Source organism: Klebsiella pneumoniae subsp. pneumoniae HS11286, from assembly GCF_000240185.1.
Lineage (GTDB): Bacteria > Pseudomonadota > Gammaproteobacteria > Enterobacterales > Enterobacteriaceae > Klebsiella > Klebsiella pneumoniae.
This window is the reverse complement of sequence record NC_016845.1, coordinates 1,982,207-2,005,169: the sequence shown is the minus strand read 5'-3', so window position 1 is coordinate 2,005,169 and position 22,963 is coordinate 1,982,207. Positions and strand designations below refer to the sequence as shown.

22 protein-coding genes, 2 tRNA genes and 2 other annotated features are annotated in these 22,963 nt (G+C 57.8%); of the genes, 9 read left to right on the top strand and 15 right to left on the bottom strand.

All coding sequences use genetic code 11. The features are described from left to right. Positions 1 to 20: 20 nt before the first annotated feature. Positions 21 to 1,181 (top strand): glucans biosynthesis protein, encoded by a 1,161-nt coding sequence (locus KPHS_19380; RefSeq protein YP_005226238.1) that lies wholly within the window; start codon positions 21 to 23, stop codon positions 1,179 to 1,181. A gap of 34 nt (positions 1,182 to 1,215) precedes the next feature. Here the strand turns inward: KPHS_19380 and KPHS_19370 are convergent, their stop codons facing one another. From KPHS_19370 to KPHS_19320, 6 genes are all read right to left on the bottom strand, one after another. Then, positions 1,216 to 1,809: a TetR/AcrR family transcriptional regulator gene (locus KPHS_19370; RefSeq protein ID YP_005226237.1), complete on the bottom strand. Its 594-nt coding sequence runs from the start codon at positions 1,807 to 1,809 to the stop codon at positions 1,216 to 1,218. Positions 1,810 to 1,875: 66 nt separating this feature from the next. After that, positions 1,876 to 2,403: an O-acetyl-ADP-ribose deacetylase gene (locus KPHS_19360; protein ID YP_005226236.1), complete on the bottom strand. Its 528-nt coding sequence runs from the start codon at positions 2,401 to 2,403 to the stop codon at positions 1,876 to 1,878. A gap of 147 nt (positions 2,404 to 2,550) precedes the next feature. Next, on the bottom strand, positions 2,551 to 2,973 hold the full coding sequence (locus KPHS_19350; RefSeq protein ID YP_005226235.1) for a putative transport protein: 423 nt from the start codon (positions 2,971 to 2,973) through the stop codon (positions 2,551 to 2,553). Positions 2,974 to 3,139: 166 nt separating this feature from the next. Beyond that, positions 3,140 to 3,691 (bottom strand): putative oxidoreductase, encoded by a 552-nt coding sequence (locus KPHS_19340; protein ID YP_005226234.1) that lies wholly within the window; start codon positions 3,689 to 3,691, stop codon positions 3,140 to 3,142. Positions 3,692 to 3,713: 22 nt separating this feature from the next. Further along, positions 3,714 to 4,451, bottom strand: a complete 738-nt coding sequence (locus KPHS_19330) for a phosphatase (protein YP_005226233.1) — start codon at positions 4,449 to 4,451, stop codon at positions 3,714 to 3,716. Positions 4,452 to 4,539: 88 nt separating this feature from the next. Beyond that, positions 4,540 to 5,478, bottom strand: coding sequence for a 2-ketoacid reductase (locus KPHS_19320; protein ID YP_005226232.1), 939 nt, complete (start codon positions 5,476 to 5,478; stop codon positions 4,540 to 4,542). A 267-nt stretch (positions 5,479 to 5,745) separates the two neighbouring features. Here KPHS_19320 and KPHS_t00740 point away from each other — a divergent pair. Beyond that, positions 5,746 to 5,833: transfer RNA gene (locus KPHS_t00740), tRNA-Ser, on the top strand. Between the two features lie 639 nt (positions 5,834 to 6,472). Here KPHS_t00740 and KPHS_19310 read toward each other — a convergent pair. Next, positions 6,473 to 7,378 (bottom strand): LysR family transcriptional regulator, encoded by a 906-nt coding sequence (locus KPHS_19310; RefSeq protein ID YP_005226231.1) that lies wholly within the window; start codon positions 7,376 to 7,378, stop codon positions 6,473 to 6,475. Positions 7,379 to 7,492: 114 nt separating this feature from the next. Here KPHS_19310 and KPHS_19300 point away from each other — a divergent pair, with 114 nt between their 5' ends. From KPHS_19300 to KPHS_t00750, 3 genes are all read left to right on the top strand, one after another. Beyond that, positions 7,493 to 8,353: a putative cytoplasmic protein gene (locus KPHS_19300; protein ID YP_005226230.1), complete on the top strand. Its 861-nt coding sequence runs from the start codon at positions 7,493 to 7,495 to the stop codon at positions 8,351 to 8,353. 18 nt (positions 8,354 to 8,371) lie between these two features. Next, positions 8,372 to 9,049: a putative cysteine hydrolase gene (locus KPHS_19290; protein ID YP_005226229.1), complete on the top strand. Its 678-nt coding sequence runs from the start codon at positions 8,372 to 8,374 to the stop codon at positions 9,047 to 9,049. Positions 9,050 to 9,194: 145 nt separating this feature from the next. Continuing rightward, positions 9,195 to 9,282 (top strand) — tRNA-Ser (locus KPHS_t00750). Positions 9,283 to 9,438: 156 nt separating this feature from the next. On the opposite strand, the gene KPHS_19280 is transcribed toward KPHS_t00750, so the two are convergent. From KPHS_19280 to KPHS_19230, 6 genes are all read right to left on the bottom strand, one after another. Further along, positions 9,439 to 10,083: a putative DsbA oxidoreductase gene (locus tag KPHS_19280; RefSeq protein YP_005226228.1), complete on the bottom strand. Its 645-nt coding sequence runs from the start codon at positions 10,081 to 10,083 to the stop codon at positions 9,439 to 9,441. 237 nt (positions 10,084 to 10,320) lie between these two features. Continuing rightward, on the bottom strand, positions 10,321 to 10,500 hold the full coding sequence (locus KPHS_19270) for a PhoH family protein (RefSeq protein YP_005226227.1): 180 nt from the start codon (positions 10,498 to 10,500) through the stop codon (positions 10,321 to 10,323). Beyond that, positions 10,321 to 11,108, bottom strand: a sequence feature (potential frameshift: common BLAST hit: gi|288936184|ref|YP_003440243.1| PhoH family protein). (Overlaps the previous gene by 180 nt.) Continuing rightward, on the bottom strand, positions 10,518 to 11,108 hold the full coding sequence (locus KPHS_19260; RefSeq protein YP_005226226.1) for a PhoH family protein: 591 nt from the start codon (positions 11,106 to 11,108) through the stop codon (positions 10,518 to 10,520). (Overlaps the previous feature by 591 nt.) 504 nt (positions 11,109 to 11,612) lie before the next feature. Then, positions 11,613 to 12,896, bottom strand: coding sequence for a deferrochelatase/peroxidase EfeB (locus KPHS_19250; protein YP_005226225.1), 1,284 nt, complete (start codon positions 12,894 to 12,896; stop codon positions 11,613 to 11,615). Between the two features lie 4 nt (positions 12,897 to 12,900). After that, a complete protein-coding gene (locus KPHS_19240; protein YP_005226224.1) occupies positions 12,901 to 14,028 on the bottom strand; it encodes an iron uptake system protein EfeO in 1,128 nt (375 codons plus the stop codon). A 51-nt stretch (positions 14,029 to 14,079) separates the two neighbouring features. After that, positions 14,080 to 14,910 carry an FTR1 family protein gene (locus KPHS_19230; RefSeq protein YP_005226223.1) on the bottom strand — a complete coding sequence of 277 codons (831 nt, stop codon included), beginning with the start codon at positions 14,908 to 14,910 and terminating at the stop codon, positions 14,080 to 14,082. 237 nt (positions 14,911 to 15,147) lie between these two features. On the opposite strand from KPHS_19230, the gene KPHS_19220 reads away from it, so the two are divergent. After that, a complete protein-coding gene (locus KPHS_19220; RefSeq protein YP_005226222.1) occupies positions 15,148 to 16,365 on the top strand; it encodes a nucleoside permease NupC in 1,218 nt (405 codons plus the stop codon). A gap of 31 nt (positions 16,366 to 16,396) precedes the next feature. Here the strand turns inward: KPHS_19220 and KPHS_19210 are convergent, their stop codons facing one another. Further along, positions 16,397 to 16,711: a choline dehydrogenase gene (locus tag KPHS_19210; RefSeq protein YP_005226221.1), complete on the bottom strand. Its 315-nt coding sequence runs from the start codon at positions 16,709 to 16,711 to the stop codon at positions 16,397 to 16,399. Here KPHS_19210 and KPHS_19200 point away from each other — a divergent pair. Beyond that, positions 16,710 to 16,952, top strand: coding sequence for a hypothetical protein (locus KPHS_19200; RefSeq protein ID YP_005226220.1), 243 nt, complete (start codon positions 16,710 to 16,712; stop codon positions 16,950 to 16,952). The two genes, KPHS_19210 and KPHS_19200, sit on opposite strands and share 2 nt — an antisense overlap. Before the next feature lie 13 nt (positions 16,953 to 16,965). On the opposite strand, the gene KPHS_19190 is transcribed toward KPHS_19200, so the two are convergent. Beyond that, positions 16,966 to 18,474, bottom strand: a complete 1,509-nt coding sequence (locus KPHS_19190) for a major sodium/proline symporter (protein ID YP_005226219.1) — start codon at positions 18,472 to 18,474, stop codon at positions 16,966 to 16,968. Between the two features lie 421 nt (positions 18,475 to 18,895). Here KPHS_19190 and KPHS_19180 point away from each other — a divergent pair, with 421 nt between their 5' ends. Next, on the top strand, positions 18,896 to 21,856 hold the full coding sequence (locus KPHS_19180; RefSeq protein YP_005226218.1) for a proline dehydrogenase/delta-1-pyrroline-5-carboxylate dehydrogenase: 2,961 nt from the start codon (positions 18,896 to 18,898) through the stop codon (positions 21,854 to 21,856). Continuing rightward, positions 18,896 to 22,856, top strand: a sequence feature (potential frameshift: common BLAST hit: gi|152969597|ref|YP_001334706.1| trifunctional transcriptional regulator/proline). (Overlaps the previous gene by 2,961 nt.) Beyond that, complete coding sequence (locus KPHS_19170) at positions 21,816 to 22,856, top strand: trifunctional transcriptional regulator/proline dehydrogenase/pyrroline-5-carboxylate dehydrogenase (RefSeq protein ID YP_005226217.1); 1,041 nt, start codon at positions 21,816 to 21,818, stop codon at positions 22,854 to 22,856. It overlaps the preceding feature by 1,041 nt. The genes KPHS_19180 and KPHS_19170 overlap by 41 nt, the downstream gene beginning before the upstream one ends. Positions 22,857 to 22,963: the final 107 nt, after the last annotated feature.

Sequence of the window (22,963 nt, the reverse complement as noted above, 5' to 3'; positions counted from 1 at the left end):
CTGAGATTGTCGTGAATCGTATGAATAATACTCCGGTACAGCGTGAATATTTCTTCGACAGCATCCGCGCCTGGCTGATGCTGCTGGGGATCCCTTTCCACATTTCGCTGATCTATTCCAGCCACAGCTGGCATGTCAACAGCGCTGAGCCCTCGTGGTGGTTGACGCTGTTTAATGACTTCATCCATGCCTTCCGGATGCAGGTCTTTTTCGTCATCTCCGGCTATTTCTCCTACATGCTGTTCCTGCGCTACCCGTTGAAAAAGTGGTGGAAAGTGCGCGTCGAACGGGTCGGTATTCCGATGCTGACCGCTATCCCACTGCTGACGCTGCCGCAGTTTATTATGCTGCAGTACGTCAACGGCAAGGCGGAAAACTGGCACACCCTTTCCGGGTACGACAAATTTAACACCCTGGCGTGGGAGCTTATTTCCCACCTGTGGTTTTTACTGGTGCTGGTGGTGCTGACCTCGCTGGGCGTGGTGCTGTTTAAATGGCTGACGCGCCGCCCGGCAGGGGGCGCCTCAGCCTTTGGTGACACTGTCACTATGGGCCAGCTAACGATGATTTTCCTTGCGCTGGGGGTGCTTTACGCGCTGATCCGCCGATCGCTGTTCCTGATTTACCCGCCGCTGCTTAGCAATGGTCTGTTTAACTTTGTGGTGATGCAGACGCTGTTCTATCTTCCCTTCTTTGTGCTGGGGGCGCAGACCTTTATTAATCCGCGTCTGAAGGCGATGTTTACCACCCCGTCACCATGGTGCTGCGCAGCGGCGCTGCTGGGATTTATCGCCTACCGGCTGAACCAGCAGTACGGCTCCGGCGACGGCTGGATGTATGAAACGGAATCGGTGATCACCATGGTGCTTGGGCTGTGGATGGTCAATGTGGTCTTTTCGCTCGGCCATCGCCTGCTGAACTTCCAGTCGGCGCGCGTAACCTATTTCGTCAATGCTTCGCTGTTTATTTACCTGGTGCACCATCCGCTGACGCTGCTGTACGGGGCGTGGATCACCCCGGTCATTAAGTCCAATACCTTAGGCTTTATTGGCGGGTTAGTTTTTGTGGTGGGTATTGCCCTGATCCTGTATGAAATTCACCTGCGCATTCCGCTGCTGCGTTTCCTGTTCTCCGGTAAACCGATGAACAAACCGGCCAAAACCCCAGCCTCGGCCAGCTAACCACTAGCCTGTGCGGCACGCCAGGCGTGCCGTATTATGCCTGCTCGTCAAAAAGCCGGTCGAAAATCATATTGTACAGGGCTTCTAAATCTGCCTTATCGACCGGGGTGGAGGCGCTCAGCTCACAGCGGTAAGCTGCCCCCTCTGTCAGAACGGCGATGAGCTCTGATGCGGCATTGCGTCGCGCATCGCTGAGCCCGGGATGGTTGCGCTGCGACAGGCGACCGCCCTCCTCTTTCAACCGCCGATCGGCCTGCATCAGGATCTCACGCAAGCGTGGGTTACGCGAGGCCTCGGCATTGATCTCCATCAGCAGATAATTATCGCTTTTGGTGGCTGCCGACGTCGGGATCCTGCCGGCCAAAACCGCCGCTTTACGCGCCAGATTGTGGTTCTCATCGATCATCTCCCCGACTCTGGCGTTGACGATTTCGCTAACAATCGCTTCGATGATCGCTTCCTTGCTGGCAAAAATGCGATATAGCTGACCCACGCTCAGGCCCGCTTCCCGGGCGATATCGGCGACGGAAGCGCCGTGCAGCCCCTTTTCAGCGAAACATTTTTGCGCGGCGACAACGATCTCCGCGCGGCGCGCCTGCTGTTTCTGCTGGACTTTTCCTTCTGACACCCTGCTCCCTCCTGCTACCCATCATTCCCGTCAAGACTGGCGGTTATCATAGCCTATTCTGTTGAATCAGGGGTATGACGCCAGCAGGCGGCGATAGATAGCCGCCGTTTCCTCGTCAAAACAGACGAACAGGACGCGCTCAAGAGGATTATAGCGAGTGAGAAACGCGGTGACGGTGCGCACGGCGATCGCCGCCGCTTCCTCTCTCGGATAGCCATACACGCCGGTGCTTATCGCCGGAAACGCAATGGAGCGATAGTTGTTTGCCGAGGCCAACTGCAGACTGTTTTTGTAAGCATCGGCCAGGGTTTGCGCCTCCATGCGGTCGCCGCCGTGCCAGACCGGGCCCACGGTGTGGATCACCGCGCTGGCCGGCAGATTGCCGGCAATAGTAATTACCGCATGCCCGGGAGGGCATTCGCCCTGCTGCTGCAGCACCTGCTTGCAAGCCGCCAGCAGCGCGGGACCGGCCGCCCGGTGGATGGCCCCGTCTACTCCGCCACCACCCAGCAGCGAGGGATTTGCCGCATTAACAATCACATCGACATCAAGTGTCGTAATATCGCCGAGAATTACCTCAGGTTTAACAGCCATTTCTCCTCCTGTCGGCATAGCGTGTGGATACGGCTTTCTGCCGATACTAGGGCATTCTCGCCTGCGGGAGCAAGATTATCGCTTTGTCCGGTGACGAGAAGATAAAAAACAGGACCCGTAAGGTCCTGTTTTTAGTCGTCCCGCCGATCAGGCGTTGTCGTTGGCGAACGATTTATGCTTATCCGCACGGGCCGCCAGCCACAGGCCACTATTTTTCATGGCATAGCCAAAGACCAGACCCAGCGCCAGGGAAGGGATCACCAGACGCCAGTCGCCGTCTGCCGCGAAGGTCGCGCAGGCGCCGATAAAGGTGCCCGGGACAAACGACAGTAGCGTCCGTCGCGCCTGAATGCACATCAGGAAGGCGACCACACCGGTCATCATATAGCTGAGGATCTGCACCTGTGGCGCCAGCGCGCTACCGTGGATAATCACTAACGCCCAGGCCACGCCGCTCATCACCGTGCAGGACGAGATGGCCAGCCCTTTCAAGCCGCCCTGCGGGCAGGCGAAATAGGCCGTACAGCCGAGGAATCCGGCCCAGCTCAGCAGGCCGAGAGCGACCGCCACCCACCCCCAAATCCCGGAGAGGATGCCTGTCGTTAATGCGATTGCGAAGAGTATGTTCATGGCGCGTATCCTAGCAGATACGCGCCGGAAGAATGCGATCTAAAACACAGTATATGAATGAAATTTCTTTCAGTTTCATTCAAACAGTGATTTACATCACATATTATTACTCATCTTCTTCCTGAAGCTCGTCCCACATCGCGGCGATGGCGTCGCGGGTCAACGGCGCCATGGTGCGCCAGAACGGCGTGTGCGCATGGGCTTCGACTTTCCCCAGCATCGTCCCGCACCACGGCAGGATATAGTCGGCAAACAGGAGCTCCAGCGTCTCGCTCTGGTCTTCTGCGGCATGATCCTCCAGCCAGGAGGCGGCCAGCAGCAGCGAGCCGAGATGATCCGCCGGACCTTCCCCTGTCGGGATGCCGTGTTCGCTCAGAAAAGCCCAAACTTCCGCTTCCGAGGAACCCTCCACCCACGCGCTACGGTACGGCGGGACGCTGCAGGCTTCACCGACGAACAGCGCATTATAGTCCGTCGCCAGGGATTGCATTTCACAGCTTTTCTGCAGACGCGCCAGCAGCTCGTCCTGCTCAAGCGGCCAGCTGGCGGCCAGTTTGCCCTCGCGGATCAGGGTAAACAGCGGCACCAGCAGCGGGTCCTGCGGTTGACGGTAATACAGTGAACCCAGCACGCGGCAGAGGATTGAAAACTCGTTCATTCAGTTATTCCAGTTATACAAATTAAAGGTCAGCAAATTCCGGGATCGCCGGCATGCCCCGCGACTCGAGGAAGTTAAGCAGGCGACACGGAGAAACGTTGAGGATCCTCTCCTCCGGGAAATCGACCGCATCAAGGATCTTGCGGCATTCGGTAAATTCCCCAAGGGTAAAGGCGGTGTGAGAGTCCGAGCCCAGCGCCACCCATCCCCCGGCATCACGCACTGCGGCGGCGATGGCCCGGCAGTTGTCTTCACTGCCCACGCGCGATGATACGAACGAGGAGTTATTAATCTCCAGCGCCACCTGGTAGCGAGCCGCCGCTTCGGCAATCGCCGGGATATCCACCGGGAATTTCGGATTACCCGGATGGCTAATCATATGCACTTTACCGCTGGCCATCGCGGCTATCATCGCCTGTGTATGGGTGTCACGATCCTGCGGCGGAAACACCGGCTCATGAAATCCGGCGATGATCAGATCGAGAGAAGTCAACATCGGTCCGGAACAGTCGATCTCGCCTTCAATATTTTTAATATTCGACTCAATACCGCGCAGGATCCCCACCCCGTCTACCAGGCGGGGCCAGATGCGCATATTAACGAAGTGCCAGTAGTGCGGAGCATCCGCCATGTCCGGGCCGTGGTCGGTGATGGCGAAGAGTTTGATCCCTTTACGCTTTGCTTCCGCAATATAATCGTGCAGGGTGCTGTAGGCATGGGTGCTGGCGACGGTATGCATGTGCAGGTCAACGGGATACATCACATTCTCCTCTTCTGTTTGCCGCAAGAATAGCAGGAAACCGGGCTATTGATTAGCAAAAACCCCGCCGTGGCGGGGTTCTCTCGTCTTAATAACCGCGCTGGCGGTCGACCTGACCGCTTACCGGCTCCCCTCGCTCAAGCCGGCTAATGGTCTCCGCAATGTAGGTGATAGCTTCCATTGGACGGGTCACTGCCGCCACATGGGGGGTCATGGCCACCCGCGGATGCGCCCATAGCGGGCTCTCCTGCGGCAGCGGTTCGCGACTGAAGACATCGAGCATCGCCCCTTTGAGCTTACCGCTGTTCAGCGCCGCCAGCAGATCCTCTTCAACGACATGCACGCCGCGAGCAAGGTTGAGGACATAGCTCTCATCAGGCAACTGCGCCAGCAGCGTCTGGTTAATAATGCCGGCGGTTTCGGCGGTATTCGGCAGCAGGTTGATCAGCACGCGAGTGCCCTGCAGGAATTCGCCCAGCTCGGCCTGGCCGGCGAAGCTCTGCACCTGCGGCCAGGATTTGCGGCTACGGCTCCAGACGCGAAGCGGGAACCCCCAGGGTTGCAGACTTTCCGCAACCTTCGCCCCCAGCACGCCGGCGCCCATAATCCCGACGGTGAATTCGTCGGCGCGGTACTCGGGCAGCGGCTGCCAGCGGGAAGCCAGCTTCAGCGCCTGATAGTCATCAAAGCGGCGGAACCAGTGGAGCACCTGGCTCACGGCATACTCCTGCATCTGCCGTCCCATACCGGTATCTTCGAGACGAAACAGCGGAATCGACAGCGGCAGCATATCCGGATGGTCGCGCAGCTTGCTGAGAATAGAGTCCACCCCTGCCCCGAGGGCGAACACGGCCTTCAGCGCCCGGCCCTGCAGCATCTCTACCGGCGGATGCCAGACCAGGGCATAGTCCGCCGGCCGGTTATCGCCCGCTTTCCACTCGCGCACCCGCGCGCCGGGTAACTGCTTTTCCAGCTCACAGATCCAGTATTGGGTATCAAAGGTCGGATGGTAAAAAATAATCTCCATAGGGGCTCCTGATAGCAGACGCCTTTGGCCGATTAACGCTGGCGTCTTATTTTACTCATTGTTTTCTATTGGTTTGCCAGCATAACAAATTTCCCCCGAGCGAAAAGGGAAAAGCTACTGGCGACAAAAAAACGGATTTCGCACGTTTAAGGAGCAAGTTGCTCGAAGTTTGTCTAAACGCGCTTTTTTTGCAAAAAGTTGATTGACGGGCGATACGTATTTCCCTACATTAGCGCCCGTTCCCGACAACAACGGGAAAGACAATATGGTGAGGTGTCCGAGTGGCTGAAGGAGCACGCCTGGAAAGTGTGTATACGGCAACGTATCGGGGGTTCGAATCCCCCCCTCACCGCCATATTCGAGATGAGAGCCTGTACGAAAGTACGGGCTCTTTTCTTTTATATTCTCCACAGGGGGGGATGAGAACCCCCGACCGGGGTTCGACAACTGGCGCAGCCAGTTGGACAGACCGCGCACGCAGTAAGCGGGCTGCCCCGCAGGGGCGAGCGAAGCGAGTCAATCCCCCCCTCACCGCCATATTCGAGATGAGAGCCTGTACGAAAGTACGGGCTCTTTTCTTTTATATTCTCCACAGGGGGGGATGAGAACCCCCGACCGGGGTTCGACAACTGGCGCAGCCAGTTGGACAGACCGCGCACGCAGTAAGCGGGCTGCCCCGCAGGGGCGAGCGAAGCGAGTCAATCCCCCCCTCACCGCCATATTCGAGATGAGAGCCTGTACGAAAGTACGGGCTCTTTTCTTTTATATTCTCCACAGGGGGGGATGAGAACCCCCGACCGGGGTTCGACAACTGGCGCAGCCAGTTGGACAGACCGCGAGCCTGCGAGCGGGCTGCCCCGCAGGGGCGAGCGAAGCGAGTCAATCCCCCCCTCACCGCCATATTCAAGATGAGAGCCTGTACGCAAGCACGGGCTCTTTTCTTTTATATTCTCTGCCGGGGGGGGGAGCCCCTCGAGAAAAGCCAATCCCGAAGCTAATCCTCCTCCATCCGCTGATACTCTTCGCTGAGGTAGTCCACCAGCGCCCTGACGGAGGGCAGCAGCCCGCGCCGTGAGGCAAATACCGCATGGATCGCTTCCCGCCGCGGCTGCCACTCGTCCAGAACCACCTCTAATTCACCTGACGCCAGCTGATCGCGCACCATTAATAAAGGAAGCTGCACCACGCCTACGCCGGCCATCGCCGCCTCGCGCAGCGCCAGCATATCGGTGGTCACCATTCGCGGCGTGAAATACACTTCCGCTCTCGCTCCCCCGGGCCCGGTGAGCTGCCATTTATGCTGATGCTTGTTCGCACCCAGGCTGAGGCCCGGCCAGGCGCTCAGCTCGGACGGCGCCTGCGGACGTCCGAGCCGGGAAATGAGATCCGGGCTGGCTACCAGCCGGTGCCCGCGGTCCGCCAGCACGCGCATCACCAGGTCGCTATCCTCGATGGGCCGGGGACGGACGCGGATCGCCACATCAACGCCCTCCCCGACCACATCCACCCGGCGGTTGGTCGCCTCAAGATGCAGCGTTACCCCAGGATAGCGCGCCATAAATCGCGCCAGCATCGGTCCGATATGGACATGCAGCAAGGTGACCGGACAGGTGATCCTGACGCTACCGCGCGGCTCGGCGCGCAGCGTCTCGACCGCCTGCTGCGCCGCCTCGGCCTCAATCAGCATCGCTTTGCAATGCTGATAAAAGGTCTGCCCGACCTCGGTGACCGCGAACTGACGGGTGGTTCGCTGAATCAAACGCACGCCCAACCGCTCCTCGAGTTGCGCAATGCGACGGCTGAGTTTGGATTTCGGCTGGTCAAGCGCTCGCCCAGCCGCGGCGAAACCGCCATGGTCTACCACCTGGACAAACCAGGCGAAGTCATTGAGATCCTGCATCCTTCCTCCATTGTTCCATTTTTGGAACAGTATAGGTCATTTTTGCACACTACCGCATACGTCGTCCCGGATATAAGCTTATTCACATCAGATACCGATACACAGGAGAAAGCCATGAAACAGATCACAGGAGTCTACACCGCGCCTGCGCAGCATTGGGTAGGCGACGGCTTCCCGGTTCGCTCGATGTTTTCCTATCAGACGCACGGCCAGCAGCTGAGCCCCTTCTTACTGCTCGACTATGCCGGGCCGTACACCTTCCCGGCGGGCAGCGAAAAACGCGGCGTCGGTGAGCATCCGCATCGCGGATTTGAAACCGTCACCATCGTCTACGCCGGTGAAGTAGAGCATCGCGACTCCACCGGACGCGGCGGGGTGATTGGTCCAGGCGACGTGCAGTGGATGACGGCGGGCGCCGGGATCCTGCACGAAGAGTTCCACTCGGAGGCCTTCACCCGCAGCGGCGGCGAGCTGAAGATGATCCAGCTGTGGGTCAACCTGCCCGCGAAAGACAAAATGGCGACCCCCGGCTACCAGAGCATTACCGCCGGGACGATCCCCACCGTGGCGCTGGCGAACGGCGCCGGACAGGTTCGGGTTATTGCCGGCCAGTATGACGACGTCAGCGGCCCGGCCCATACCTTCTCACCGCTTAACGTGTGGGATCTGCAGCTGAATCAGGGGCACGACCTCACGCTGCGCCAACCGGAGGGCTGGAGTACCGCGCTGGTGGTGCTGGAAGGGGAAGTGATCATTAACGGTTCCGAATCTGCTCGCGAAGGCCAGCTGGCCGTCCTGAGCCAGGCAGGTGACGCAGTGCATCTGGAGGCGACCGCCCCGGCAAAAGTTCTGCTGATGGCCGGAGAACCGCTACAGGAGCCGATTGTGGGCTATGGCCCGTTTGTCATGAATAACAAAACGCAGATCGCAGAAGCTGTACGCGATTTTAACAGCGGCCGCTTTGGCCAAATCTAACTGATTGAGGTGAATACTATGTCTACTCCCGCTAACTTTAACGGTGCTCGTCCGGTGATTGATGTTAACGATACCGCAATGCTGTTGATTGACCATCAGAGCGGTCTGTTCCAGACCGTCGGCGATATGCCGATGCCAGAGCTGCGCGCTCGCGCCGCCGCGCTGGCCAAGATGGCGTCGCTTGCCGGGATCCCGGTGATCACGACCGCCTCCGTGCCGCAGGGGCCGAACGGTCCGCTGATCCCGGAGATTCATGAAAACGCGCCGCATGCGAAATACATCGCCCGTAAAGGTGAGATTAACGCCTGGGATAACCCGGAATTCGTCGCCGCGGTGAAAGCGACCGGCCGTAAAACGCTGATTATCGCCGGGACCATCACCAGCGTCTGCATGGCCTTCCCGGCTATCGCCGCTGTCGCCGACGGTTATAAAGTGTTTGCCGTGATTGACGCTTCCGGCACCTACAGCAAAATGGCGCAGGAGATCACCCTGGCTCGCGTGGTACAGGCCGGCGTAGTGCCAATGGATACCGCCGCCGTCGCCTCTGAGCTGCAGCGCACCTGGAATCGCCCGGACGCCGCAGAATGGGCGGAGGTGTACACCAAAGTCTTCCCGGCCTACCAGCTGCTGATCGAAAGCTACAGCAAAGCGCAGGACGTCGTGAAGAATAACGAACAGCTGGATTCCCAGCGCTAAAACGCCCGCCCCGCTGAGCCGCAGCGGGGCATTGTTCATTGCGTGAGCGAACGGCAAAGAAAGAAGAAAATATGCTTGACCGTTTTAACGCAACTCCCTATAGTAGCGCCCCGTTGCCCACCCAAGGTGAGCAGCAAGACAATATGGTGAGGTGTCCGAGTGGCTGAAGGAGCACGCCTGGAAAGTGTGTATACGGCAACGTATCGGGGGTTCGAATCCCCCCCTCACCGCCATATTTTAAGAAGAGCTCGTACGCAAGTACGGGCTTTTTTTTTCGCTATGTGGCACCCGCCGGGGGGGATGAGAACCCCCGACCGGGGTTCGACGAGTGGCAACGCCACCCGGACAGAACGAAAAAGACAAACCTAATGATACTTTCTCACTTCGTGTTACAGGGGCTTGTTAAGCAAAAATAAAACCAGATTAGCCATATCCTCTGCATAGGTATCATAGTCATCTTGCGCGAGTGATGTATTGTTAATATGATATTTTCCTGAAACATAAAAAGAAGGCGTACCATGCACTTTCATTTTTTCGACCAGATTATCCTGTCTGGCAATTAAAGCTTTTACCATAAAGTTACTTTGCATTTCGGCATATTTCTCTGACGTAATGCCAAGTTGATTAAACACCATAACAATATCAGCTGCCGTTTTAATATCACGCTTAACCTGTAAACCCTCAAACAATAACTTTTCCACCTTGCCATCTACCCCAGCATATTGTGCTACGGCCCATGCTTCTGTTAATGCTGGTCCTAAAGGCCCCATCTGGCTGACATGGTATTTTTCCAGTTTCATATCGTCGGGCAGGCGCTTTCTGATAGCTGTATCAACATTGATGCGCTCTGCAAACGCATAACAAGGTCCGCAGTAGAAGGAAAAAAACTCAACCAGTGGCGGCGGTTGCTTAACAGTAGAATGAATAACAGTGAAGTTTTTCCCTGCCTGATAATCTTTACTATAAGCAGCGGATGACAACCCCACCATCAAAATAGTAATTAATAACTTGATAACTTTCCCATGTAAGACCATTGTGCTTCCCTTACAAGTATCCATACAATTAAATGAGTAAAACGGCGTAAGACGAAAGAAATTATTAGAAAGGCGCTTATGTATAGCAAAGCAGATATTCTTGTATTACAGAGAAGAAATTCTATCACATACAGCGATGGATCCCTCAAAACAGAAATTTTATCCGCACTTCAGACTGTCGCAAGGATCAAAACAACAAAGCCCGGGCTAGCCCGGGCCTTGCTCACAGTATGACGATTAATAATAGGCTTTCAGCGTCCGCTGGCAGAGAGCCGAGCGCACGCAGTCATCGGTGGTGAAACGCACGATGCCGATCATCTCGTCTTCCTCAAAACGCGCCAGCGCATCGCTCAGGCCAGATCTCACGCCAGAGGGCAAGTCGCACTGGGTGATATCGCCATTGACGATGACCGTCACGTTCTCCCCGAGGCGGGTTAAAACATCTTCATTTGCGCTGCGGTCACGTTCTGGGCCTCGTCCAGAATCACCACCGCATTTTCAAAGGTACGTCCGCGCATATAGGCGAACGGCGCGATTTCCACCTTGCCGATTTCCGGACGCAGGCAGTACTGCATAAAGGAAGCCCCCAGCCTTTTCACCAGCACATCGTAAACCGGTCGGAAATAGGGAGCGAACTTCTCGGCGATATCTCCCGGTAAGAAGCCGAGATCTTCGTCGGCCTGCAGAACGGGACGGGTAACAATAATTCTGTCCACATCCTTATGGATCAGGGCTTCAGCTGCCTTCGCCGCACTGATCCAGGTCTTGCCGCATCCAGCTTCGCCGGTAGCGAAAATCAGCTGCTTATTGTCGATGGCATTCAAATAATGCGCCTGAGCCTCATTGCGCGCCTCAATTGGGGAAGTATCACGGCTGTCCCGCGCCATGCCAATTGCTTCTACGCCACTCATTTGCACAAGCGATGTGACCGATTCTTCTTCACGCTGCTTATGGCTGCGTGAATCCCGTCTCAGCACACGTTTTGCTTCACGACGAGCTTTGATCACTGCTTTTTGTCTTCCCATGGATAGCACCTTGCGTTGTTGGTTTACATCACACGCGTCAACATCGACGCGACTATGCGCACGAACGATTGAGGTTTGGCTTCCTTGTAAGCCATTGCTTGCCGGTAGAACTGACAACGAGTCGCGGCTACGCGCACCGCGTACCCTGCCAAGGTTGTAATAATGCGAAGCGGAGAGAGAAAGAGTAAGAAAATCGCTGCCGGAAGCGGGGCTTCCGTGCTGAAGAGTACGGTCTGAGGTTTTACGTTGTCCGGTACGGGACCTTACCATTCGCGATCTCCATAGTGAAACGTCACACTGCCGGGAACTACCGCGTATGTAATAAGTACATCAAAAAAGATTCTTAATGCAACTTATTTTTCACAATGACGCAACAAATAGTTCTTAAGCAAGTGTAGGAGACTATCGGTCATTTGTATTACAGAAATATAACACATGGCAGGAAATATAAGAAAAATGAGAAAAACAGCAGAAAACGCCCTGCCCTTACGGGCAGGGTCGGTATCAGGCCTGCAGCAGCGACTCTCCCAGATAGTGTTTATCATCCACTACGCCGGGTAAAACAAAGAAGTAGCCCCCGCCGATCGGTTTGACATACTCCTCCAGCGCCTCGCCGTTAAGTCGTTTCTGCACCGTCAGAAAACCCTTTTCCAGATCGTGCTGATAGCAAACGAATAACAGCCCCATATCCAGTTGTCCGGCGTTAGTAACCCCCAGCGAATAGCTGTAGCCGCGGCGCATCATCAGGCTGGACTGGGTTTCCGGCGTGCGGGGATTGGCCAGACGAATATGGCTATCCAGCGCAATGACTTCGCCGTTAGGATCTTTACTGTAATCCGGGGTATCGTGTTCGTTTTTCATCCCCAGCGGCGCACCGGTGTGCTTGTCGCGACCAAAGATCGTCTGCTGCTCCTTGAGCGGCGTCCGATCCCAGAACTCCACGTGAAACTGGATAATTCGCGCCGCCTGATAGCTGCCGCCCACGGTCCAGGCCGGCTCGTCCTGATCGGCTGTCACCCACACTACCTTATCCATCAACGCGCTGTCGTGGCTCGCCGGGTTAGCGGTGCCGTCCTTAAACCCCAACAGGTTGATGGGGGTCTCTTTGCCTTTGCTGCGCGCCGCGCTGTCGGAGATAAACCCTTCCCGCTTCCAGCGCACGCTCAGCAGATCCGGCGTATGTTTGATGACATCACGCAGGGCGTGGATCACCGTATCCTGAGTATTGGCGCAGATCTGCAGCAGCAGGTCGCCATGGCACAGCGCGGCATCCAGCGAATCGTTGGGGAAGCGGGTCATCGGCTGCAGCTTTTTCGGTGCTTTATCCGCCAGGCCAAAGCGCTCATCAAATAGCGAATGGCCGACCGAGACGGTGATGGTCAGGTTATCTGGCGCAATCCACGGCCCCAGGATGCCGGAATCCATCGGCGGCAGCCGCGGATTCGGCGTGTCCGGCGCCGGGCCGCCCTGGGTTAAAAAGGCGATACGCTGGGTCAGCAGTCGAAACAGCCGCTCGAGGTCGGCTTTATCAGCCGCCAGCACATCGAAGGCCACCAGCATCATCGAAGCCTGCTGCGGCGTCAGAATGCCCGCCTGATGCCGGCCATAGAATGGCTGCTTTTCCTGGCGCGCGTCGGGTGTGAGCGTCCCCGGGGAACTTTCCGCTTTTGCCGCATGCGCTACCGGGCAGCCGCCGGTGATGGCCAGCGCGCCGCCAAGCGCGCCGATCCCTTTCAGTAAGCGACGACGTGACGGCTCGTTCACGTCGTGGGGTTTCTGCTGTGCCATCGACTTAGTCCAGCCCCAGGATCCCGCGCAGCTGAGCCAGATCTTCCGCCAGGGTGGTGATCGGCCCTTTCAGCGCATTACGGTCGGCGGTGGTCAGCTTATCGTAGGTTTCGAAACCGTCTTTGGTGCGATATTTGCTGAGGATGCTGTCCACTTTCTTAAAGTTGGCGTCCACTTTCGCCAGCAGCGCGCTGTTCTCTTTTTGCAGCTGCGGGCGCAGCAGGTCGACAATTTTCTGCGCGCCGTCAATGTTGGCCTGGAAGTCCCACAGATCGGTATGGCTGTAGCGATCTTCTTCACCGCTGATCTTGCTGGCCGCGACTTCCTCAATTAATCCTGCCGCGCCGCCCACGACTTTTGACGGCGGGAACGCCAGCTCGCTGATACGCTTTTGCAGCTCCAGCACATCGCTGTTCAGCTGATCGGCATATTTTTCCATCCCTTTGACGCTGTTATCGCCAAACAGCGCTTTTTCCAGACGGTGGAAACCGGTAAATTTCGGATCTTCCGCTTTTTTCTCGAAGTCGTCTTCGCGGGCGTCGATGCTGCCGTCAAGGTCAGAGAACAGCTCGGCAATGGGCTCGATGCGCTCGTAATGCTGACGCGTCGGGGCGTACAGCGCTTTCGCTTTTTCGATATCGCCGGCTTTCACCGCGTCGGTAAAGGCTTTGGTGCCGCTAACCAGCTGCGCGGTTTCCGCCGTCACATAGGCTTTATAGGCGGTGATCGCGTCGCCGAGGCTCAGCACCGCATCCGCTTTCGCCGCGTCTTTGGTGGCGGCGCCGGTGACGATCAGTTTGCCTTTCGGGTTGGTGAGCAGGCCACAGGTCATGTCATATTCGCCCGGCTGCAGGTTCGCGGTGAGCTTCTGAGTAAAGCCCGGCGCGATGTTTTCGCGCTCTTCCACCACCATCACCCCTTTCAGAATCTCCCACTCCAGCGCTTTCTGGCTGTGGTTCTGAATAATAAACTGGGTTTTACCCGCGTTAACGGTCACCTGCATCGGCTCGCACTGCTTGTCGTTGACGGTGACTTTGACCTGCGGGATATCCGCAGCCTGTGCACCGAATGCAGAGCTGAGCAGCGCGGCCACGGTCACCCGCAGCGCATTACGGCGAAAATGAATCATCATGATCATCCCTTTCGGTAAGTAGAGTGTCGCTTATAAGCTCGCAGCGCCCGGTCAGGCAGCCCGCGAGGCAGTGGTATTATTCCGCGGCGGCAGGGCAAACAGCACCAGCGCCGGGATCAGATAAAGCAGATAGACAGCCACTTCGCTGACGCTCGGCGTCTCCTGATAACCGAAGATCCCTTCCAGCAGCGTGCCGAACAGCGTATGCGTCGACAGCACGTTGCTCAGATCGAAGGCGGTATCCTGGAACAGGTTCCACAGGCCCGCCTCGTGGAAGGCGCGGATCGCCCCCGCGGCCAGGCCAGCAGCCACCAGCAGAATAAACAGGCTGGTCCATTTGAAGAACACGCCAAGGTTAAGGCGGATACCGCCCCAGTAGATCAGGAAGCCCAGCACGATAGCGGTGGCCAGACCCAGCAGCGCCCCCAGCGGCGGCCAGATACCGACATCCTGCTGGAATGCCGCCAGCAGAAAGAAGACCGACTCCAGCCCCTCACGGGCGACCGCGAAAAAGACCATCATCACCAGCGCCCAGCCGTGGTGATTACCGCGCTGCAGCGCCTTGTCCACGGCCTGCTCCAGCTGCTGCTTGACGTTGCGTGAGACATTGCGCATCCAGAAGACCATCCACGTCAGGATCACCACCGCAATGACCGCGACGATCCCTTCGAACAGCTCCTGTTCACGCTGAGGAAATTCACCGGTGGTTTCGTTGATAAAGATGCCTAAGCCAAGACATAGCGCCGCCGCGAGGATCACGCCAATCCACATCACGCCAATCCAGTTGCCGCGCTGGGTGCGTTTCAGATAGCTGGCGATCAGGCTGACAATCAGCGCCGCCTCCAGGCCTTCGCGTAACATAATGAGAAATGGGACAAACATGCCAATACCCTTAAATGTAAAACACCGTCAACGAATGCAAAAACAGGTAATATTTATGATAGTGATTATCATTACAATGCTCAGAAACACAAGCGAAATGTGCAGAGAATGATGATCAGTTGTAAATAAATCGCTGACAAATAATGACTTATGAAAATATTCGCCTGTTATGAAGGGAAAGAATAAGCAAAGGATTTTTTACGCCAGATATTTACCCGCCGTAGCGGCTATGGCTAAATGGCGGCCTTATTGACTTGCGAAAAGAACAACATGACTGCATTTTTTCATTTCCTGCTGGCGCTGGCGGTGATCCTCGCCCTGGCCTGGCTTGTCAGCTACGACAGACAAAAAATTCGTATTCGTTATATTCTCCAGTTGATTATTATCGAAATAGCGCTCGCTTTCTTTTTCCTGCACGCCGAAAGCGGCCTGTGGCTGGTAAAAAATATTTCCGGCTTTTTTGCTTCGCTGTTAGGCTTTGCCGCCGAAGGGACCAATTTCGTCTTTGGCGGCATGAGCGAAAAAGGCTTAGCCTTTATTTTCCTGGGCGTCCTGTGTCCGATTGTGTTTATTTCCGCGCTGATTGGTATTCTCCAGCACTGGCGGATCCTGCCGATTTTTATTCGCGTGATTGGCACCCTGCTGTCGAAAGTAAACGGCATGGGTAAGCTGGAATCTTTCAACGCCGTCAGCTCGCTGATCCTCGGCCAGTCGGAGAACTTCATTGCCTACAAGGGCGTACTGGGCGACCTCTCCTCACGGCGACTGTTCACTATGGCGGCGACGGCCATGTCGACCGTATCGCTGTCGATTGTCGGCGCCTATATGACCATGCTGGACGCCAAATATGTCGTCGCAGCGCTGATCCTCAATATGTTCAGCACCTTTATCGTGCTGTCGGTAATTAACCCGACGCGGCCGGGCAGCGAGCAGGAAATAAAACTCGAGAAGCTGCATGAATCGCAGAGTTTCTTTGAAATGCTCGGGGAATATATTCTGGCCGGCTTTAAAGTGGCGATGATTATTCTGGCGATGCTGATCGGTTTTATCGCCCTGATCAGCGCCATTAACGCGCTATTCGCCACCCTGTTTGGTCTCAGCTTCCAGCAGATCCTCGGCTACGTCTTTTATCCGCTGGCGTGGCTTATCGGCATCCCGCTGAGCGATGCGCTAAACGCCGGCAGCATCATGGCCACCAAACTGGTCGCTAACGAATTTGTGGCGATGATTGAGCTGCAAAAGATTGCCGCCAGCATGACCCCTCGCGGGCTCGGCATTCTCTCGGTATTCCTGGTTTCGTTTGCCAACTTTGCCTCGATCGGCATTATCGCCGGGGCGATCAAAGGCCTGAATGAACCGCAGGGCAATATCGTCTCCCGCTTCGGCCTGCGGCTGGTGTATAGCGCCACGCTGGTGAGCCTGCTTTCCGCCAGCTTCGCCGGGCTGGTGCTGTAAAACAAACGGCGGGGCTGCCCCCGCCGTTTACTCAGAACTGCACGCAGACCGGCTGGTCGACACGCATCACCGACTCCTGTGCGAAGCGTGATTTATAGCCCTGGCGCAGAGCCTCAATACCCGCCTCGCTCTGCGCGTCATGCCCATGGATCACCATCAGCGCCTTGCTCTGCTCCCGCACCACCTGACCATTCTGGCCAAGCCACTGGCCGTGGGCATCAAACACCGTCAGCCCGTCGCGAAAGCGCGGCGTGACGTCACGGTCGACAAACTGTTGCCACTCTTCAGCGGTGATGTCTTTCCCCGCCGGGCGGCTCAGACCGAAGTAAAGCGTGGTTTGCACCATGGACTTATCCGCCGGGCAGACGCCGGGCTTCGGCGCGCTGGTCGATGAACTTCCACCCGCCACGCAGCCGCTGAGTAACCCTGCCAGCACCAGCGCCATTGCACCCTGTCTGAACGTCATCTTTGCTATCCTCATTGTTATTAGTCAGGAAATATCAGCGGATTTTCAGATAATTAGCAAGGGTTATAATATTCCGGCACGGCACCAGGCAATAAAAAGCCCGCCAGCGGCGGGCTCGTGAGCATTAGATGATCTTACTCAGCCGTGGCGCGTACCGGCGGCGGCGTATGGTAGTGGGCATCCGCTTCGGCAAAGCGCTGCTGCATGCTGGCCGACGGCGCTTTATCCAGCAGGCTAAAGACCACAATCCCGATGCTGCCGAAGACAAAGCCCGGAATGATTTCATACAGGCCCAGCCAGCCAAACTGCTTCCAGACGATCACGGTCAGGGCGCCAATCACCATCCCGGCCAGCGCGCCGTTACGGGTCATGCGCGACCACATTACCGAGAACAGGACCACCGGGCCAAAGGCGGCGCCGAAGCCAGCCCAGGCGTAGCTCACCAGACCCAGCACGCGGTTTTCCGGATTGGCCGCCAGGGCAATGGCCACCAGGGCAACCACCAGCACCATCATACGGCCCACCCACACCAGCTCTTTCTGACCGGCGTTTTTACGCAGGAAGGCTTTATACAGGTCTTCGGTAATTGCGCTCGAGCAGACCAGCAGCTGACAGCTCAGGGTGGACATCACCGCCGCCAGAATCGCCGACAGCAGGATCCCGGCAATCCACGGGTTAAACAGGATTTGCGCCAGTTCGATAAACACGCGCTCGGCGTTCTGGTTAACCGCGCCCGCCAGGCTCGGGTTGTTATTGAAGTAGGCGATGCCAAAGAAGCCGACGGCCACCGCCCCGCCGAGGCAGAGGATCATCCAGGTCATACTAATGCGACGTGCGTGAACGATGCTGTGGTGCGAATCCGCCGCCATAAAGCGCGCCAGAATATGCGGCTGACCGAAATAACCCAGCCCCCAGCCCATCAGCGAGATAATCGCCACGAAGTTCAGCCCTTTCAGCATGTCGATATTTTCGATGCTCTTCTGCTTAATCACTTCCAGCGAATCGCCAAAGCCGCCGACGGAAATAATCACGATCACCGGGGTGAGGATCAGCGCGAAAATCATCAGGCTGGCCTGCACGGTATCGGTCCAGCTAACCGCGAGGAAGCCGCCGACGAAGGTATAGATAATCGTCGCCGCCGCCCCGGCCCACAGTGCGGTTTCATAACTCATGCCGAAGGTGCTTTCAAACAGACGCGCCCCCGCGACAATTCCTGAAGCGCAATAGATGGTAAAGAACAGCAGAATAACCAGCGCCGAAATAATTCTCAGCACCCGGCTTTTATCTTCAAAACGGCCGGTAAAATAATCGGGCAGCGTCAGGGCGTTATTATTCACCTCGGTATGCACGCGCAGGCGACCGGCCACCAGCTTCCAGTTAATCCACGCCCCCAGCGTTAAGCCAATGGCGATCCAGCTTTCGGAAATCCCGGAGAGGAAAATCGCCCCTGGCAGGCCCATCAGCAGCCAGCCGCTCATATCCGACGCCCCTGCGGAAAGCGCGGTCACAAATGGCCCCAGACTCCTTCCCCCGAGAATATAATCATCGAAGTTTTTGGTCGAACGCCAGGCAATAAACCCTATCAATACCATACCAAAAATATAAACAATAAATGTCACCAGCATCGGTGTGCTAATAGCCATGCAAAGTCTCCAGAATTTTTATCGACAGCGTCCAACTTCGTCGTTTTTTTCCACTACCGGAACGGGGTAATGGCGCATTGTTTAATTGGGCGACCGTATCCTGACGGAAGCTTCGGTTTTTCACAAACGATTTAACACAGCATTTACACGAAAAACCGACGGCGCAAAACGTCAATTTGTTAGAGGTTGCACTCTCTCACGTTTTTAAAGGTTGCACCAAACAAAAGTGTTAACTCACGCATACAAATACCCTATGAGCCCGGGGTTAAATTTCTGCTATTTTAGGGGTTATTTTTAACAAATTAGCCATTTCACGGCTTCCGTCACAAGCCACAATTAACAAGGTTGCACAAAGTTGCAACATAGTGGATATTTCCATGCAACCGCATAAGCCTAACGATAAATGACAGGAGTTTTGAGCATGGGCACCACCACCATGGGTGTTAAGCTTGACGACGCAACCCGCGAGCGCATTAAATCCGCCGCGAGCCGTATTGACCGCACGCCGCACTGGCTGATTAAGCAGGCCATCTTTAATTATCTGGAAAAACTGGAGAACGACGAGACGCTGCCTGAGCTGCCGGCCCTGCTCTCCGGGGCCGCCAACGAAAGCGATGACGCCAGCGAACCAACGGAAGAGCCCTATCAGCCGTTCCTCGAATTCGCCGAGCAGATCCTGCCGCAGTCGGTGAGCCGCGCGGCGATCACCGCCGCCTGGCGACGTCCGGAAACCGACGCGGTACCGATGCTGCTGGAGCAGGCCCGTCTGCCGCAGCCGCTGGGCGAACAGGCGCACAAGCTGGCGTATCAGCTGGCGGAAAAACTGCGCAACCAGAAAACCGCCAGCGGCCGCGCCGGCATGGTGCAGAGCCTGCTGCAGGAGTTCTCCCTCTCTTCACAGGAAGGGGTGGCGCTGATGTGCCTGGCGGAAGCCCTGCTGCGTATTCCGGATAAAGCCACCCGCGATGCGCTGATCCGCGACAAAATCAGCAACGGCAACTGGCAGTCGCACATCGGCCGCAGCCCGTCGCTGTTCGTCAACGCCGCCACCTGGGGGCTGCTGTTCACCGGAAAACTGGTGTCGACCCATAACGAGACCAGCCTCTCCCGCTCCCTGAACCGCATCATCGGCAAGAGCGGCGAACCGCTGATCCGCAAAGGCGTGGATATGGCGATGCGCCTGATGGGCGAGCAGTTCGTCACCGGGGAAACCATCGCCGAAGCGCTGGCCAACGCCCGCAAGCTGGAAGAAAAAGGGTTCCGCTACTCCTACGATATGCTCGGCGAAGCCGCCCTGACCGCCGCTGACGCCCAGGCCTATATGGTTTCTTATCAGCAGGCGATCCATGCCATCGGCAAAGCCTCCAACGGCCGCGGCATTTATGAAGGTCCGGGTATCTCCATTAAGCTCTCCGCGCTGCACCCGCGCTACAGCCGCGCGCAGTATGACCGGGTGATGGAAGAGCTTTACCCGCGGCTGAAATCGCTGACCCTGCTGGCGCGCCAGTATGACATCGGCATCAATATTGACGCCGAAGAGGCAGACCGTCTGGAGATCTCCCTCGACCTGCTGGAAAAACTGTGCTTCGAGCCGGAACTGGCCGGCTGGAACGGGATTGGCTTCGTGATTCAGGCCTACCAGAAGCGCTGTCCGTTTGTCATTGATTACCTGATTGACCTCGCCACCCGCAGCCGCCGTCGCCTGATGATCCGTCTGGTGAAAGGCGCCTACTGGGATAGCGAAATTAAACGCGCGCAGATGGAAGGTCTCGAAGGCTATCCGGTATACACCCGCAAGGTTTACACCGACGTCTCCTACCTCGCCTGCGCGAAGAAGCTGCTGGCGGTGCCGAACCTGATTTACCCGCAGTTCGCCACCCATAACGCTCATACTCTGGCGGCTATCTACCAGCTGGCGGGCCAGAACTACTACCCGGGCCAGTATGAGTTCCAGTGCCTGCACGGCATGGGCGAACCGCTGTACGAGCAGGTGGTGGGCAAGGTCGCCGACGGCAAACTGAACCGGCCGTGCCGCATCTACGCCCCGGTGGGCACCCACGAGACGCTGCTGGCGTATCTGGTGCGTCGTCTGCTGGAGAACGGCGCCAATACCTCTTTCGTCAACCGTATCGCGGACAATACCCTGCCGCTGGACGAGCTGGTGGCCGACCCGGTCAGCGCGGTAGAAAAACTGGCGCAGCAGGAAGGCCAGGCCGGCCTGCCGCATCCGAAAATCCCGCTGCCGCGCGATCTCTACGGCAGCGGCCGGAGCAACTCCGCCGGTCTCGATCTGGCGAACGAGCACCGTCTGGCCTCCCTCTCCTCTTCCCTGCTCAACAGCGCGCTGCATAAATGGCAGGCATTGCCGATGCTGGAGCAGCCGGTGGCCGAAGGCGAGATGCAGCCGGTGGTTAACCCGGCAGAGCCGAAAGATATCGTCGGCTACGTCCGCGAAGCCAGCGACGCTGAAGTGCAGCAGGCGCTGACCAGCGCTATCAACAATGCGCCGATCTGGTTCGCCACTCCGCCGCAGGAGCGCGCCGCCATTCTTGAGCGCGCCGCGGTGCTGATGGAAAGCCAAATGCCGACCCTGATGGGGATCCTGGTGCGCGAGGCGGGTAAAACCTTCAGCAACGCCATCGCTGAAGTGCGCGAAGCCGTTGACTTCCTGCACTATTACGCCGGCCAGGTGCGCGACGATTTCGATAATGAAACTCACCGCCCGCTGGGTCCGGTGGTCTGTATCAGCCCGTGGAACTTCCCGCTGGCGATCTTCACCGGCCAGATTGCCGCCGCGCTGGCGGCCGGCAACAGCGTGCTGGCGAAACCTGCCGAGCAGACGCCGCTTATCGCCGCCCAGGGCGTGGCGATTCTGCTGGAAGCCGGCGTGCCGCCGGGCGTTATTCAACTGCTGCCGGGCCGCGGGGAGACCGTGGGCGCCGCGCTAACCTCCGATGAGCGCGTGCGCGGCGTGATGTTCACCGGCTCCACCGAAGTGGCCACCCTGCTGCAGCGCAATATCGCCAGCCGCCTCGATCCCCAGGGCCGCCCGACGCCGCTGATCGCCGAAACCGGCGGGATGAACGCGATGATCGTCGATTCGTCGGCGCTCACCGAGCAGGTAGTGATCGACGTGCTGGCTCCGCGTCGACAGCGCCGGCCAGCGCTGCTCCGCCCTGCGCGTGCTTTGCCTGCAGGAAGAGGTCGCCGATCACACCTTAACCATGCTGCGCGGCGCCATGAGCGAGTGCCGGATGGGCAATCCGGGGCGCCTGACCACCGATATCGGTCCGGTTATCGATGCGGAAGCGAAAGAGAATATCGAACGCCATATTCAGGCGATGCGCGCCAAAGGCCGCACCGTCTACCAGGCGGTGCGTGAGAATAGCGAAGACGCCCGCGAATGGCGTCACGGGACCTTCGTGCCGCCGACGCTTATCGAGCTCGACAGCTTCGACGAGCTGAAAAAAGAGGTCTTCGGCCCGGTACTGCACGTGGTGCGCTATAACCGTAACGAGCTGGACAAACTGGTCGAGCAGATTAACGCCTCTGGCTACGGCCTGACCCTCGGCGTGCATACCCGTATCGACGAAACCATCGCCCAGGTCACCGGCAGCGCCAAGGTGGGCAACCTGTACGTCAACCGCAATATGGTTGGCGCGGTGGTCGGCGTTCAGCCGTTCGGCGGCGAAGGGTTGTCCGGTACCGGTCCGAAAGCCGGCGGTCCGCTGTATCTGTACCGTCTGCTCTCCAGCCGTCCGCAGGACGCGGTTGGCGTGACCTTCGCCCGCCAGGATGCAGAGCGTCCGCTGGACGCCCAGCTGAAAACGCTGCTGGAAAAACCGCTGCAGGCGCTGCAGCAGTGGGCCGCGGGCCGTCCTGAGCTGCAGGCGCTGTGCCAGCAGTACAGCGAGCAGGCGCAAAGCGGCACTCAACGCCTGCTGCCGGGGCCAACCGGCGAGCGCAACACCCTGACGCTGATGCCGCGCGAGCGCGTGCTGTGCGTAGCGGATAACGAACAGGATGCGCTGATCCAGCTGGCGGCTGTGCTGGCGGTGGGTTGTGAAGTACTGTGGCCGGACAGCGCCCTGCAGCGCGATCTGGCGAAGAAACTGCCGCGGGAGGTCAGCGAGCGCATTCGCTTTGCCAAAGCGGAGCAGTTGCCTGGCCAGGCCTTCGACGCGGTTATCTACCACGGCGATTCCGACCAGCTGCGCGAGCTGTGCGAGCAGGTGGCGGCGCGCGATGGGGCGATTGTCTCCGTGCAGGGCTTCGCCCGCGGCGAAACCAATCTGCTGCTGGAGCGGCTGTATATCGAGCGTTCGCTGAGCGTTAACACCGCGGCGGCAGGCGGTAACGCCAGCCTGATGACCATCGGCTAAAACGGGCTCCCCGGTGGCGCTGCGCTTACCGGGGCTACCTACCACCGCCAAAGGGTAGCCCGGATAAGGCGCGGTGCGCCGCCATCCGGGCAATCAGTCTGCGCTGC

Bases quoted from the DNA above. Each gene is read 5' to 3' on its own strand.
- KPHS_19380 (YP_005226238.1), top strand. From the start codon at position 21: ATGAATAATACTCCGGTACAGCGTGAATATTTCTTCGACAGCATCCGC.
- KPHS_19360 (YP_005226236.1), bottom strand. From the start codon at position 2,403: ATGGCTGTTAAACCTGAGGTAATTCTCGGCGATATTACGACACTTGAT.
- KPHS_19340 (YP_005226234.1), bottom strand. From the start codon at position 3,691: ATGAACGAGTTTTCAATCCTCTGCCGCGTGCTGGGTTCACTGTATTAC.
- KPHS_19330 (YP_005226233.1), bottom strand. From the start codon at position 4,451: ATGTATCCCGTTGACCTGCACATGCATACCGTCGCCAGCACCCATGCC.
- KPHS_19320 (YP_005226232.1), bottom strand. From the start codon at position 5,478: ATGGAGATTATTTTTTACCATCCGACCTTTGATACCCAATACTGGATC.
- KPHS_19310 (YP_005226231.1), bottom strand. From the start codon at position 7,378: ATGCAGGATCTCAATGACTTCGCCTGGTTTGTCCAGGTGGTAGACCAT.
- KPHS_19300 (YP_005226230.1), top strand. From the start codon at position 7,493: ATGAAACAGATCACAGGAGTCTACACCGCGCCTGCGCAGCATTGGGTA.
- KPHS_19290 (YP_005226229.1), top strand. From the start codon at position 8,372: ATGTCTACTCCCGCTAACTTTAACGGTGCTCGTCCGGTGATTGATGTT.
- KPHS_19280 (YP_005226228.1), bottom strand. From the start codon at position 10,083: ATGGTCTTACATGGGAAAGTTATCAAGTTATTAATTACTATTTTGATG.
- KPHS_19260 (YP_005226226.1), bottom strand. From the start codon at position 11,108: ATGGGAAGACAAAAAGCAGTGATCAAAGCTCGTCGTGAAGCAAAACGT.
- KPHS_19250 (YP_005226225.1), bottom strand. From the start codon at position 12,896: ATGGCACAGCAGAAACCCCACGACGTGAACGAGCCGTCACGTCGTCGC.
- KPHS_19240 (YP_005226224.1), bottom strand. From the start codon at position 14,028: ATGATGATTCATTTTCGCCGTAATGCGCTGCGGGTGACCGTGGCCGCG.
- KPHS_19230 (YP_005226223.1), bottom strand. From the start codon at position 14,910: ATGTTTGTCCCATTTCTCATTATGTTACGCGAAGGCCTGGAGGCGGCG.
- KPHS_19220 (YP_005226222.1), top strand. From the start codon at position 15,148: ATGGCGGCCTTATTGACTTGCGAAAAGAACAACATGACTGCATTTTTT.
- KPHS_19200 (YP_005226220.1), top strand. From the start codon at position 16,710: ATGGACTTATCCGCCGGGCAGACGCCGGGCTTCGGCGCGCTGGTCGAT.
- KPHS_19210 (YP_005226221.1), bottom strand. From the start codon at position 16,711: ATGGTGCAAACCACGCTTTACTTCGGTCTGAGCCGCCCGGCGGGGAAA.
- KPHS_19190 (YP_005226219.1), bottom strand. From the start codon at position 18,474: ATGGCTATTAGCACACCGATGCTGGTGACATTTATTGTTTATATTTTT.
- KPHS_19180 (YP_005226218.1), top strand. From the start codon at position 18,896: ATGGGCACCACCACCATGGGTGTTAAGCTTGACGACGCAACCCGCGAG.
- KPHS_19170 (YP_005226217.1), top strand. From the start codon at position 21,816: ATGCGCGCCAAAGGCCGCACCGTCTACCAGGCGGTGCGTGAGAATAGC.